Genomic DNA, 12685 nt, shown 5'->3' with positions numbered 1-12685 from the left:
ATGACCAGGTCCGGATCCGATGTGGCGGCTGCCGCGTCGGGTCCGGACGACCCGGAGCTGCAGGCGGCCATCCACGAGGTGGAGATCCAGTTCTCCAACCTGTTCGTGCACGCCAAGCAGCTGTTCCGGCGCCGCGCGCTGGGGATCCACCCGGACCTGTCGATCCTCGGATACCGGATCCTCGGCACCGTCGTCCGCGAGGGCGCCCTTCAGCAGGGGCACATCGCGGAACGGCTCGAGCTGGACAAGGCCGTGGCCAGTCGCACCATCAAGCATCTCGAGGACCTCGGCCTGGTGGAGCGGGCGGCGGATCCCAGCGACGGCCGCGCGTTCCTCGTCACGGCCTCCGAACTGGGTCGGTCGCGCTACGACGCGGTCAGCCACCGCGAGCGCGCGGTGCTCCAGGCGCGGCTCACCGAATGGGGGGTGGAGGACCTCCACCGGTTCAGTGACCTCCTCGGCCGGCTCATGGATGAACTGGACCTACGCCCCGGGGAGTAGGCCCGCCTGCACCCGGCAGCGGACGACGCCGAGGCCCGCACGGCCTAGCGTGGTCTGGTGACCTGGGCCTGGGACGAGCAGACGCGACTGCGACGGGGTCGCCGCGCGGCCGTGTTCGGGCCGGTGGCGATCGCCGTCGTCGCGCTGTTCGGGACGTTCAGTGCCTGGCACAACCAGCCGGACGCCAGACCGCCCGGGCCGCTCGGGATACTGCTGCTGCTGGCCGGCCCCGCCGCGCTCCTGGCGGCACGCCGGCGCCCGCGGGCCGTCCTGCTGGCGGTCCTCGCGATCACGCTCGGCTACCTTGCCCTCGGCTTCCCGTACGGCCCCGTCCTCCTCTCCCTCGCCGCCGCGGCGATCGTCACGGTGGTGCGCGGCCATCGCGCGTTCGCCTGGCTGACCGCCGGTCTCGCCCTGCTCGGGGTTCAGCTCATCCGGATCGGCCTGCGTGACGAGGACTTCTCCTGGTTCGGTCTCACCGCGACCGTCGCCTGGGGCCTGATCGTCCTGGGCGTCGGCGAGCTGATCCGGCTCAACCGGGCCCGGCAGGCGGAATGGCGCCGTGCCCGCGCCGAGGCGCAGCGGCGCCGGGCGAGCGAGGATCAGCTCCGGGTGGCCCGCGAGCTGCACGATGTGGTGGCGCACCACATGTCCCTGATCAACGTGCAGGCGGGCGTCGCCCTGCACCTGGTGGATCGGCGGCCCGAGCAGGTGGAACTCGCGCTGACCACGATCAAGGATGCCTCGAAGGAGGCACTCACCGAGCTCCGGGCGCTGATCGGTGTACTGCGCGCCGAGGGGGAGGACGCGCCACGCGCGCCCGCGGCGGACCTCGCCGGGCTCGCGCCGCTCATCAACCGGGCCTCCCAGGCGGGCGTCAGCACGACCCTTGAGGTGGACGGGGACCTCGACGACGTGCCCGCCGCCGTCGGCGCCGTCGGCTTCCGGATCATCCAGGAGGCGATCACCAACGTGGTCCGGCACAGCGGCGCCACCCGCGCCCGGGTCCGGGTCACCGTCGGTACCGGCACCCTGGACCTGGCCGTCACCGACAACGGTCGCGGGCCGGGCCCCGACCCGGCGCCCGGCAACGGCCTGCGCGGCATGACCGAGCGGGCGACCGCCGTCGGCGGCACGGTCCGGCTGGACGACGGGCCCGACGGCGGGGCTGCTCTTGTCGCACAACTACCGTGGGGGATGCACTCATGATCCGGGTCGTGCTGGTGGACGATCAGGCACTGCTGCGCGCGGGCTTCCGCGCGCTCATCGACGCCGAGGACGGCTTGGAGGTGGTCGGCGAGGCCGGTGACGGCCGCGACGCCGTCGAGGTGGTGCGCCGCACCCGGCCGGACGTGGTGCTGATGGACATCCGGATGCCCCGCCTGGACGGGCTCGAGGCGACCGCCCGGATCACCGCCGACGCGGACCTGGGCGAGACCCGGATCATCATCCTGACCACGTTCGAGCTCGACGAGTACGTGTTCGAGGCGATCCGGCAGGGCGCGAGCGGCTTCCTGGTCAAGGACACCGAACCGGTGGACCTGCTCGCCGCCATCCGCGCCGTCGCGGACGGTGACGCGCTGCTGTCACCCTCGGTCACCCGCCGGCTCATCGGGGAGTTCGCGCAGCGCAGCCGCGCGGCCGCGCCGACCGGCCGACTGGACCGGCTCACCGACCGCGAGCGCGAGGTGGTGGCGCTCGTCGGCGAGGGCCTGAGCAACGACGAGATCGCGTCCCGGCTGGTGCTCAGCCCCGCCACGGCGAAGACGCACGTCTCCCGCGCCATGATCAAGGTCGGTGCCCGCGACCGCGCCCAGCTCGTCGTGCTCGCCTACGAGACCGGCCTGGTCCGGCCCGGCTGGGCGCCCTGACCGGTGGCGGGGTCGCGTACTCCCGCCGGGGTACTCACGCGGGCACCGCGTGGTTCCGGCGACGCAGCCGAAGTGTCCTCCCCCGCCCGACGACGTGGCGGCCCGCGATCGCGAGGATCGATCACGTCCCGAGACACGGGATCGAGTCCGCACCGAAGGAGCACACCATGAACACCCTCACCGACATCGCGGCCCAGCACGGGCCGATGTGGGCCGGTGGCGGCGGACCTGGCTGGTGGATCGTCTTTCCCATCGTCTGGTTCCTCGTCATCGTGACCGTGATCTTGCTGGTCGGCCGGTTCGGCCGCCGCCGCTGGGCCGAGGCCCGCAGCGGCGTGGGAGCCGGGCGGTCCCGGCTCGCCGAGCGGTTCGCCGGCGGCGAGATCGACGAACAGGAGTACCGCCAGCGCCTGGCCGTCCTGGACGAGGTTCGCCGCAAGTAGTCGGCCCGGGCCACCTGAGCCCGAGCCCTGCCGACCTCTCCACCGGGGGTGTGGCTGCGACCGCCGTGGTCGCGGGCGCACCCCCGTTGGCGTGCGTGCCCACCTACACTGGCCGGGTGCGGAGGTTGTGGGCGTCACCGGCGGTCCGGATCGGCGCCTCGATCGCCGTCGCGACCGGGCTGTACGGCGTGTCGTTCGGAGCCCTCGCGGTCGCGTCCGGGCTGAGCGTGCCCCAGACGATGGCGCTCAGCCTGCTCATGTTCACCGGCGGCTCCCAGTTCGCCTTCATCGGCGTGATCTCCGGCGGCGGGACCGGCTCGGCCGCATTCGGCGCGGCCACGCTGCTCGGGCTCCGGAACGCCGTCTACGGCACCCAGATCAACCGGATGCTCAGGACCCGGTGGCCGCTCAAGCTGGCCGCCGCCCACGTCACCATCGACGAGTCCACCGCGACCGCCGTCGGGCAGGACGACCCGGACGAGCAGCGCCGCGGGTTCTGGGTCGCCGGGGTCGGCATCTACGTGCTCTGGAACGCCTTCAGCCTCCTCGGTGCGATCCTGGGCGGCGCCCTGGGCGACCCGACCCGGTGGGGGCTCGACGGCGCCGCCGTGGCCGCGTTCCTCGGCCTGCTGTGGCCCCGGCTGAAGGGGCGCGAACCGGTGGCCATCGCCGTGGTGTGCGCCCTCGTCACGGTGCTCGCGGTGCCGCACCTGCCGCCGGGCGTACCGATCCTGGTGGCCGGCCTGGTCGCCGCGGTCTGGGGCTGGATCAGCCACGGCAGGGCGGACGAGGGCCTGGAACCGGACGTCGATCCGTACCCGTCCGACGGGCACGGCCCCGCCGATCCGACCCACGGGGAGGTCCGGTGAGCACCGGCATCTGGTTCTGGATCCTGCTGGCCTGCGCCGTGGCGTTCCTGACGAAGCTCGTCGGCCACCTCGTGCCGGCGCGGCTGCTGGAGGACGAGCGGATGACCCGGGTCGCCGGGGCTCTGACGATCGGGCTGCTCGCCTCCCTGGTCGCCATGAACACCGTCTCCAACGGGCAGCAGGTCGTCCTGGACGCCCGCCTCGGCGCACTCGTCGCCGCGGCCATCGCCCTGGTGCTGCGGGCACCGTTCCTCGTGGTGGTGCTCGTCGGTGCGGGCGCCGCCGCGCTGCTGCGCCTGACCGGGATCGGGTAGCGGGCCGCTCAGGTCCGCCCGAGCCGCCGAGGCAGCAGCACCCACAGCCCGAGCAGGACCACGACCGCCAGCCCGGCGCTGATGAATGCGGCCGTGCGGCCGGCCACGACGTCGAAGACGAACAGCGCCGTCCCGGTGATCACGAGCGCCAGGGTGAGCAGGCCGACCTGCGCGAGCCGGTTCGCGGCCGAGACCAGCTCGGGCTTGCGCCGACGCCGGAACAGCACCCGGTGCAGGCTCACGGGTGCCACGACGAGGGCCGTCGCGGCGAGCGCCAGAGCGACCAGCACCAGGTAGATGGCCACCTGATCGGGGCGCAGGTCCGCGAACCGTTGCTGGAACGGCAGCGTGAGAAGGAAGCCCGTGAGGATCTGGGACCCCGTCTGGGTCACCCGCAGCTCCTGCATGAGTTCGTCCCAGTTGCGGTCGGCGCGCTCGGAGGCCGTCTCGTCCCGTCCGTCGCCGCTCGGTTCCTGCGTGGTCATGACGCCAGTCTGACCCGAACCCGCGAACGGCGCCCGTGCTGGGCCACCGGCTGGACGTCCGAGGCGACGCGCTCGCCTGCCGGGTAGGTTGCGAGATGAGTGGCGGCCCCTGTGCCGCGGAGAGTGAGCATGGTGGCAGTAGGCAACGCGCCGGAGAACCGGCTGTGGACGAGGGACTTCGTGTTCTCGATCGTCACGAACTTCTTCATCGCGATGATCTTCTACCTGCTGATGACGACGATGGCCGTGTACGCCATCGACCGGTTCCAGGCCAACCAGACCGCGGCCGGGCTGGCCTCCAGCGGCTTCATCCTCGGCGCGGTGGCCGGCCGGGTGTTCGCCGGGAAGTTGCTCGATGCGCTCGGGCGGCGCCGGATCCTGCTGGTCAGCCTCGCCCTCTTCGTGGTCATGTCACTGCTGTACATCCCGGCGCAGAGCCTCGGCCTGCTGATCACGGTCCGGGTCCTGCACGGGATCGCCTTCGGTGCCGGCACCACCGCGCTGGCCGCGTCCGTGATGGGCCTGATCCCACCGCTGCGCCGCGGCGAGGGCACCGCGTTCTTCGGCACCAGCAACACTCTCGCCACCGCGATCGGACCGTTCCTGGCGCTGCAGCTCGTGGCCGGCCCCGGCTACCCCACGCTGTTCGCGCTCTGCGCCGTCGTGTCCGCCCTGGCGATGGGCGTCGGGGTGCTGATCCGGTTCCCGACGGTGACGCTCTCGGCGGACCAGCGCGCCGCCGTCCGGCGCATGCACCCGAAGGAGTTCGTCGAGGTCAGTGTCCTGCCGATCGCCTCGATGATGCTGCTCGTCGGACTCGCGTACTCCGGAATCCTCACCTTCATCAACTCCTACGCGCTCGAGACGGACCTGGTCGACGCCGCCAGCACGTTCTTCATCGTGTTCGCGGTGGTGACCCTGATCGGTCGCCCGTTCGCCGGCCGCCTCCAGGACAGCCGCGGCGACAACGTGGTGGTGATCCCGGCGATGCTTGCCTTCGCCGCCGGTCTCGCCGTCCTCGCCCTCGCGCAGTCGCCCGCGATGATGTGGACGTCCGGCGGTCTGGTCGGCCTCGGCTTCGGCACCCTGATGTCGAGCTCCCAGGCGATCGCGGTCACCTCCGCCCCGGTCCACCGGGTGGGACTGGCGACGTCCACGTTCTACCTCGCGACCGACCTCGGCGTGGGCGTCGGCCCGCTCCTGCTCGGGTTGCTGCTCGGCGCGAGCGACTACCGCACCATGTACCTGACCCTCACCGTCGTGGTGCTGGGCGCCATCGTGCTGTACTACGCGGTCCACGGCCGCGACCACCGGCGCCGGCGCGGCGCCGTGCAGCAGGCGGCCGAGGACGACGCCGGCGAGGGCCCCGACCCCGACGGCACCGATGCAGAACCTCAGGTGGATCCCTGACCTCCGGCGGCCGTCGTCATCCGTTGGTAGGACGATCTCCGGTGCTCGGTTCCGTCCACGGCGTGACGAGCGGCGGCCCGACGCGCGGTTAGGCTCGTCGGGTGCGCAGCGACAACTCCGTGACCGTTCTCGCCGGTGGCGTGGGCGGCGCGAAACTCGCCGAGGGGTTCGCCCGCCTCGGTGATGACCTGACCGTCATCGTGAACACCGCCGACGACGCACGCGTGTACGGGCTGGCCATCAGCCCGGACCTCGACACCGTCATGTACACCCTCGCCGGGATCGCGAACCCGCGGACCGGCTGGGGCATCGACGGTGACACCCTCACAGTCCTGGACCAGATGCGCCGGCTCGGGCAGGACACCTGGTTCTCCCTCGGCGACGCCGACCTCGCCACCCACGTGCTGCGCACGGACCGGCGCAGCCGCGGGATCCCGCTCTCGACGGTGACGGCGGAACTCGCCGCAGCGCTCGGCGTGCGGGCCGCCCTGGTCCCGATGACCGACGACCCGGTCGCCACGCTCGTCGACACCCCGGCGGGCCGGTTCGCGTTCCAGGAGTACTTCGTCGCCCGCCGGCACGCGGACACCGTCACCGCGCTGACGTTCGACGGCGTCGCCGAGGCGAGTCCGGCCCCGGGCGTTCTCGAAGGGTTGCGGGAGGCCGCCGTGGTCGCCATCGCGCCGTCCAACCCGTTCGTGAGCGTCGGGCCGATCCTCGCGGTCCCGGGCGTCCGTGCCGCGCTGGCCTCGTCCACGGCCTGGCGGGTCGCGGTAAGCCCGGTGATCGGTGGCGCGGCGCTGAAGGGCCCGGCCGCCCAGATGCTCGCCGACCTCGGGCACGAGGTGTCCGCGCTCGGGGTCGCCCGGCTCTACGCCGGCCTGATCGATGCCATGTGCATCGACGAGCGGGACGCCGGCCTCGCCCCCGCGATCGCCGACCTCGGCGTCGACGTCATCGTCACGAACACCGTGATGGGCGACGGCGCCGACCGCGAGCGGTTCGCCCGCGAGCTGCTCGCAAAGCGGGCCCGATGACCGCGCCACCGACCGGCGTGACCGGGCGGCCGGCCCCGGCGACCGCCGTCGTCCCCCTGCGGGACGGCCGCACCGGCAAGACCCGCCTCGCCGAGCACCTGCCCGCCCCCGAGCGCGGCCGGCTCGTGGTCGCCCTGGCCCGGCACGTCGTGGCCACCCTGCTCGCCGCCGACGGCATCAGCCGGGTCCTGGTCGTGACCGCCGACCCGATCCTCGTCACCGACGCCCTCGATGCCGATCCCCGGCTGGACATCCTCACCCAGCCGTCCGCTCCCCCCGGCCTGAACGCGGCGGTCGAGTTCGGTCGCGAGCAGGTCCGCCGGCGCCGGCCCGGCGACCGGCTGCTCGTCATCCATGCCGATCTGCCCGCCCTGACCACCGCCGACGTGGCGGCCCTGCTGGCCCCGGCCGCACCGGTCACGCTCGGCCCGGACCGTGCCGGCCTCGGCACGAACGCTGTGGTCCTGCGGCCGGGCACCGACGCCTTCACGTTCGCCTTCGGCCCGGGCAGCCTCGCCCGGCACCGCCACGAAGCCGAGTCCCTTGGCTCACCCGCCGCCCTGGTCCGTCGGGACGGCACCGCGATCGACCTCGACACCGAGGCCGACTTCAGCGCGCTGGCGCCCGGTGTTCAGGACCGGCTCCGGGCCGGGATGGCGCCGCCGCACGATGCCCAGCGACGTCAGGCACTCCCATGACCATCCCCGTTCACCGGCGCCCGACCCGCTATCTTCGAGGGGTTCACGCCGCAGTCACCCGCCAGGTCTTCAGTGAGTCACACAGATATCTGCGACTGGAAGTTGCTCTATGACGCTCGCCTTCATCCCGCCCACCCGCACCGGCATCGAACCGGAGGCGGTCCGCACGGACCTGCCCCGGATCAACCAGATGTCCGAATCCGTGTTCGGTCCCAAGGGCCACGGGGTCCACACGGCATTCCTGGAGACCACCCAGGGGCTGCGTGACCTGGGCTACCAGGTGGGCACGAACGAGCGCTGGCGCGACGGCATCCTGCACGTGCACACCCTCGGACCGTGGCCGCTGTACCGGCTGCGGACCCATCGGGGGCCGAAGGTCGTCTCCGCGCACGTCACGGCGGACAGCCTGCGGGGCAGCCTGCGCGGCTCGACCCTGTTCCGCAAGCCCATCGAGGGCTATCTCCGGTACTTCTACGGGTCCGCCGACCACGTCGTCGCGGTCTCCGAGGCGGCGAAGGCCGAACTGCTCGACGGCGGCGTTCGCACCCCGATCAGCGTGATCCCGAACGGGATCGACCGGCGGGCGTTCGAGCGCTCCGCCGACAGCCGGGGGCTCGCGCGAGCGGACCTGGGCGTGGGCGCGGACGAGTTCGTCGTGCTCACCGTGGGCCAGGTGCAGCCCCGCAAGGGCGTGGAGACATTCCTCGAGGTGGCCCGCGCGCTGCCGCACGTGACGTTCGTGTGGGTGGGCTCGGTCCTGTTCGGCGCGCTGGCGTCCGCCCGCGGCCAGCTCGAGGCGCAGATGCGCTCGGCGCCGCCGAACGTCCGGTTCGTGGGGCAGCTCGACCGGGAACAGGTCGCGCAGTGGTACCTGGCCGCGGATGTGTTCACCTCCACGGCACGCCAGGAGACGTTCGGGCTGGTGGCCCTCGAGGCAGCGGCGGCAAGCCTGCCGATCGTGCTCCGGGACATCACCGTGTTCCGGGAGCTGTTCGGTGCCGACGGCGCCCTGTTCCCGTCCGACGCCGCCGGGTTCGCCGAGGCGGTGGAGTCGCTGCGCCTGGATCCGAAGGCTCGGGCCACCGCGGCCACGAACGCGGAGCAGCTGGCGCACACCTATGGCGCAGAGGTCGTCGCCCAGTCCGCCGCGGACCTGTACCGGTCCGTCCTCGGCGCCCCGGCCCTGGTGCGAGCCCGCCGCTGAGCGCACCCGGCAGCGACGCGCCGGCGTGCCGAGTGCCGTCACGGCGGCTCAGAGCCGCCCACGCACCGGTGTCCGCTCGGCCGGGTCACCGCCGTCGGGCATGACCATCTCGGCCCGCACCCCGAGCAGCCGCACCTCCCGCTCGGGGTCGAGGTCCGCGGTGAGCGCGAGCGCCGCCGCGACCACCTCGGCCCGGTCCCGGGTCGGTGCGGGCAGCTTGCGGGCCCGGGTGAACGTGAAGAACGGCGCGTACCGCACCTTCAGGGTCACCCGCATGACCGCGCGCCCCTCGGCGTCGGTGTCCGCGAACGCCTGCTCGGCGAGCACGGCGACGGCGTCCGCGACCTCCGCGGGGGTGGTCAGGTTGCGCTGGTAGGTGCTCTCCCGGCTGTGGCCGCGCGCGATCCAGGGACTGTCGTCGACCTCCGTCGGTCCCTCGCCGCGGCCCAGGTCGTGGTACCACCGGCCCATCCGCGGCCCGAACTCGGCGACCAGGACGTCCTCGTCGGCGGCCGCCAACTCGCGCACGGTGCGGATCCCGTGGCCGAGCAGGCGCTTGGATACCTTGGAGCCGACGCCCCAGAGCGCGATGGTGTCCCGGTCCCCCATCACCTCGAACCAGTTCGCGGCCGTCAGTACGAACGTGCCGCGGGGCTTGCCGAAGTCGGTGGCGATCTTCGCCCGCACCTTGTTGTCCCCGACGCCCACCGAGCAGTGCAGCTCGGTCGCGTCCAGGACGGCGGCGCGGACCCTGGCGGCGAACGCCTCGGGGTCGGCGAACATGCCCGGGTCGGTGGCGGGGGCGCCGAGGAACGCCTCGTCCCAGCCGAGGACCTCCACGACCACGCCGAGGCCGCGCAGCGTCGCCATCACCTGTTCGGACGCCTCGTTGTAGGCGTCGTGGTCGACCGGCAGGATGACCGCGTCCGGCACCTTGCGGGCCGCGATCCGCAGCGGCATCCCGGACCGGGCGCCGAACTCGCGCGCCTCGTAGGACGCGGTGGAGACGACGGCGCGCTCCGTCGGGTCGCCCCGGCCGCCGACGATCACCGGCCTACCGGCCAGCTCGGGGCGGCGGAGCACCTCGACGGCGGCGATGAACTGGTCGAGGTCGACGTGCAGCACCCGGTGCACGGTGGTGCCGGGCGTGCTGGGGCCCGGCTCGGCGCTCATCACGTCAGTCTTGCGCCGATGCCGGTCCCTGTCACTCCCCTACCAGGCGTAGTCCTCCGGCGCGGTGCGGTGGCCGGGGAAGATCTCGTCCAGTCGCGCGAGTGCGTCCGCGTCGAGGGTGACGTCCACGGCCCGGACGGCGGAGTCGAGCTGGTCCTGCACCCGCGGCCCGACGATGGGTGCGGTGACGGCGTCCTGGTGCAGCAACCACGCGAGCGCCACGTCCCCGGCCGGGTGGCCGAGTTCGTCGACGAAGTCCTCGTAGGCCTGCACCTGCTCGCGCCGCTCCGCGAGCACCTGGGCGGCCCGGCCCTCGGTGCGGCGCACGCCGTCGCGCTCCTTGCGCAGCACGCCGCCGAGCAGCCCGCCCTGCAGCGGGGACCAGGGCAGGATGCCGAGCCCGTAGTGCTGGGCGGCCGGGATCACCTCGAGCTCGATGTTGCGGGTGGCGAGGTTGTAGAGCGACTGCTCCGAGACGAGGCCCATGGTGTGCCGGGCCGTCGCCGCGGCCTGCGCCTGGGCGATGTGCCAGCCGGCGAAGTTGGAGGAACCGGCGTACAGGATCTTGCCCTGCGTGATCGCGACGTCGATCGCCTGCCAGATCTCCTCCCAGGGCGTGTTCCGGTCCACGTGGTGGAACTGGTACAGGTCGATGTAGTCGGTCTGGAGCCGCTGCAGGCTGGCATCGAGGGCCCGGCGGATGTTCAAGGCGGAGAGCTTGCCCTCGTTCGGCCACTCCCCCATGTCCCCGTACACCTTGGTCGCCAGCACCGTGCGCTCACGCCGGCCATCACCCTTGGCGAACCAGTTGCCGAGGATCTTCTCGGTGGCGCCCTTGCCCTTGTCCCGGCCGTAGCCGTTCGCTGTGTCGAAGAAGTTGATGCCGCTCGCGTGCGCGGAGTCCATGATCGCGTGCGCGTCCGGCTCGGAGGTGAACGGGCCGAAGTTCATCGTGCCCAGGCAGATGCGGCTGACGGACAGGCCGGTACGGCCGAGGTGGGTGTAATCCATGTCACCCAGCCTGACCCTCCCGGACCGACGAACGCAACGTCGTCCACGGGCCGGACGATCCACGACGGCCAGGCGTCCTGCCCGAGCGCCGGATCGTGCATGATGGCGGCCATGCATCGACGCGCAGCTGGACGCCCCGACGTGGCGACGATCAGGACCGAGTGGGAGATCAAGGACGAGCGGTTCCGCGGCATCGGCGGGGACCGGTTCGTCCAGGTCCTCTTCGAGGGCGGCCGCTGGCTCGAGGGACCGGTGTACTCCCCGGCCTGGCGCTCGGTGCTGTTCTCCGACATCCCGAACGACCGGGTGCTGCGCCTCGACGAGACGACCGGCGCCGTCGGGGTCTGGCGCGAGGGCGCCGGTTTCGCGAACGGGCGCACCCTGGACCGGGCCGGACGGATCGTCTCCTGCGAGCACGGGACCCGCTCGGTCACCCGGATCGAGCCGGACGGCACCCGAACGGTGCTGGCCGACGCCTGGGACGGCCACCCGCTGAACAGCCCCAACGACGTGGTCACCCGCGCCGACGGCACGATCTGGTTCACCGACCCCGCCTACGGCATCGACACCGTCTACGAGGGGCACCGCGCCGAGACCGAGACCGGCGGTTGCCACGTCTACCGGATCGGGACCGACGGCACCGTGACCCGGGTGGCGGACGACTTCGACCGACCGAACGGCCTCGCCTTCAGCGCCGACGAGCGCACCCTGTACGTCACCGACACCGGTCGGCGGCACCTGCGCCGGTTCACAGCGGGCGCACCGGGCGCACCGGGCACAGCGGGCACAGACCACCCGCTCAGCGGCGGCGAGGTGATCGCCGAGTGCGACGCGGGCGGCTACGACGGGATCCGCCTCGACGCCGCGGGCCGGATCTGGGCCGCCGCTGCCGACGGCCTGCACTGCCTGGCTCCCGACGGCACCCTGCTCGGCAAGCTCCGGCTCCCGGAGATCTGCTCGAACCTGACCTTCGGCGGCCCGCGCGGGAACACGCTGTTCGTGACCGCGACGAACACGCTCTACTCGCTGATGGTGAACGTCACCGGGGCCCGCTACCCGGCCGCGACGGCGCACTGACGAGGGATCCGGTCCGGGGCCGCACTCTTCGCGACGGATAGGCTCACCGGCATGGCCTGGCAGACCAACGACTCCCGCATCGTCTACGAGAACCCGTGGATCTCCGTGCGAGAGGATGCCGTCACCGGGCCCGCGGGCGATGGCATCTACGGGGTGGTGACGTTGCGGCATCCGGCCGTGTTCGTCGTCGCCGTCGACGAGCGCGAACGGGTGTGCCTCGTCACGCTCGACCGCTACACGGTGGGACCCTCCATCGAGGTTCCGGCCGGTGGCAGCGACGGCGAGGACCCGTTGCCCGCCGCTCAGCGAGAACTGCTCGAGGAGACCGGCCTACGTGCCGATGAATGGACACCGATCGGCACGATGAACGCGCTGAACGGCGTGACGGTGGCTCCGGAACACGTGTTCCTGGCGCGCGGACTCCACGCCGCCGACGGCGAGGCGCGCGCGGAGGAGGGCATCGAGGACGTCTCGTGGGTGCCGTTCGACGAGGCACTGCGCATGGTCGCCGACGGCCGCATCAGCGACGGGGAGACCGTGGCCGCTCTCGCCTTCGCCGGTATCCGCCTCGGCAGGTTCCGCTGAGCGGACG

15 protein-coding genes are annotated in these 12685 nt (G+C 72.7%); 12 read left to right on the top strand and 3 right to left on the bottom strand.

The window, feature by feature from the left end:
* The 6 genes from GKS42_RS12100 to GKS42_RS12075 all read left to right on the top strand — a co-directional run bounded on the left by GKS42_RS12100 (nucleotide 1) and on the right by GKS42_RS12075 (nucleotide 3998).
* Nucleotides 1–501, top strand: a complete 501-nt coding sequence (locus GKS42_RS12100) for a MarR family winged helix-turn-helix transcriptional regulator (protein ID WP_163544827.1) — start codon at nucleotides 1–3, stop codon at nucleotides 499–501.
* Nucleotides 502–558: 57 nt separating this feature from the next.
* The gene (locus GKS42_RS12095; RefSeq protein ID WP_154794049.1) at nucleotides 559–1710 is read left to right on the top strand and encodes a sensor histidine kinase; all 1152 of its coding nucleotides are present in this window, start codon (nucleotides 559–561) and stop codon (nucleotides 1708–1710) included.
* Nucleotides 1707–2372 (top strand): response regulator, encoded by a 666-nt coding sequence (locus tag GKS42_RS12090; RefSeq protein ID WP_154794048.1) that lies wholly within the window; start codon nucleotides 1707–1709, stop codon nucleotides 2370–2372. The genes GKS42_RS12095 and GKS42_RS12090 overlap by 4 nt, the downstream gene beginning before the upstream one ends.
* A 167-nt stretch (nucleotides 2373–2539) precedes the next feature.
* A complete protein-coding gene (locus GKS42_RS12085; RefSeq protein WP_197522819.1) occupies nucleotides 2540–2815 on the top strand; it encodes an SHOCT domain-containing protein in 276 nt (91 codons plus the stop codon).
* A gap of 116 nt (nucleotides 2816–2931) precedes the next feature.
* A complete protein-coding gene (locus tag GKS42_RS12080) occupies nucleotides 2932–3684 on the top strand; it encodes an AzlC family ABC transporter permease (RefSeq protein ID WP_154794047.1) in 753 nt (250 codons plus the stop codon).
* Nucleotides 3681–3998 (top strand): AzlD domain-containing protein, encoded by a 318-nt coding sequence (locus tag GKS42_RS12075; RefSeq protein ID WP_232848029.1) that lies wholly within the window; start codon nucleotides 3681–3683, stop codon nucleotides 3996–3998. The genes GKS42_RS12080 and GKS42_RS12075 overlap by 4 nt, the downstream gene beginning before the upstream one ends.
* Before the next feature lie 8 nt (nucleotides 3999–4006).
* Here GKS42_RS12075 and GKS42_RS12070 read toward each other — a convergent pair whose 3' ends face one another.
* Nucleotides 4007–4483 carry a DUF6328 family protein gene (locus tag GKS42_RS12070; protein WP_154794046.1) on the bottom strand — a complete coding sequence of 159 codons (477 nt, stop codon included), beginning with the start codon at nucleotides 4481–4483 and terminating at the stop codon, nucleotides 4007–4009.
* Nucleotides 4484–4612: 129 nt separating this feature from the next.
* On the opposite strand from GKS42_RS12070, the gene GKS42_RS12065 reads away from it, so the two are divergent.
* The 4 genes from GKS42_RS12065 to GKS42_RS12050 all read left to right on the top strand — a co-directional run bounded on the left by GKS42_RS12065 (nucleotide 4613) and on the right by GKS42_RS12050 (nucleotide 8832).
* Nucleotides 4613–5893, top strand: a complete 1281-nt coding sequence (locus GKS42_RS12065) for an MFS transporter (protein WP_154794045.1) — start codon at nucleotides 4613–4615, stop codon at nucleotides 5891–5893.
* 101 nt (nucleotides 5894–5994) lie between these two features.
* Nucleotides 5995–6930, top strand: coding sequence for a 2-phospho-L-lactate transferase (gene cofD, locus GKS42_RS12060; protein WP_154794044.1), 936 nt, complete (start codon nucleotides 5995–5997; stop codon nucleotides 6928–6930).
* Nucleotides 6927–7628, top strand: a complete 702-nt coding sequence (gene cofC / locus GKS42_RS12055; protein ID WP_154794043.1) for a 2-phospho-L-lactate guanylyltransferase — start codon at nucleotides 6927–6929, stop codon at nucleotides 7626–7628. Before cofD ends, cofC begins: the two co-directional genes overlap by 4 nt.
* A gap of 109 nt (nucleotides 7629–7737) precedes the next feature.
* Nucleotides 7738–8832: a glycosyltransferase family 4 protein gene (locus GKS42_RS12050; RefSeq protein ID WP_154794042.1), complete on the top strand. Its 1095-nt coding sequence runs from the start codon at nucleotides 7738–7740 to the stop codon at nucleotides 8830–8832.
* Nucleotides 8833–8880: 48 nt separating this feature from the next.
* Here the strand turns inward: GKS42_RS12050 and GKS42_RS12045 are convergent, their stop codons facing one another.
* Nucleotides 8881–10005, bottom strand: a complete 1125-nt coding sequence (locus tag GKS42_RS12045) for a DNA polymerase IV (protein ID WP_154794041.1) — start codon at nucleotides 10003–10005, stop codon at nucleotides 8881–8883.
* A 39-nt stretch (nucleotides 10006–10044) separates the two neighbouring features.
* On the bottom strand, nucleotides 10045–11016 hold the full coding sequence (locus tag GKS42_RS12040) for an aldo/keto reductase (protein WP_154794040.1): 972 nt from the start codon (nucleotides 11014–11016) through the stop codon (nucleotides 10045–10047).
* 111 nt (nucleotides 11017–11127) lie between these two features.
* Here GKS42_RS12040 and GKS42_RS12035 point away from each other — a divergent pair, with 111 nt between their 5' ends.
* Both GKS42_RS12035 and GKS42_RS12030 read left to right on the top strand, forming a co-directional pair.
* Nucleotides 11128–12093, top strand: coding sequence for an SMP-30/gluconolactonase/LRE family protein (locus GKS42_RS12035; protein ID WP_210769363.1), 966 nt, complete (start codon nucleotides 11128–11130; stop codon nucleotides 12091–12093).
* Nucleotides 12094–12144: 51 nt separating this feature from the next.
* Nucleotides 12145–12678, top strand: coding sequence for an NUDIX domain-containing protein (locus tag GKS42_RS12030; RefSeq protein ID WP_154794039.1), 534 nt, complete (start codon nucleotides 12145–12147; stop codon nucleotides 12676–12678).
* Nucleotides 12679–12685: the final 7 nt, after the last annotated feature.

Origin of the sequence: Occultella kanbiaonis (assembly GCF_009708215.1) — a bacterium.
GTDB classification, from domain to species: Bacteria; Actinomycetota; Actinomycetes; order Actinomycetales; family Beutenbergiaceae; genus Occultella; species Occultella kanbiaonis.
Note: the sequence above shows the minus strand (reverse complement) of the source record. Positions and strands in the feature narration are given on the sequence as shown.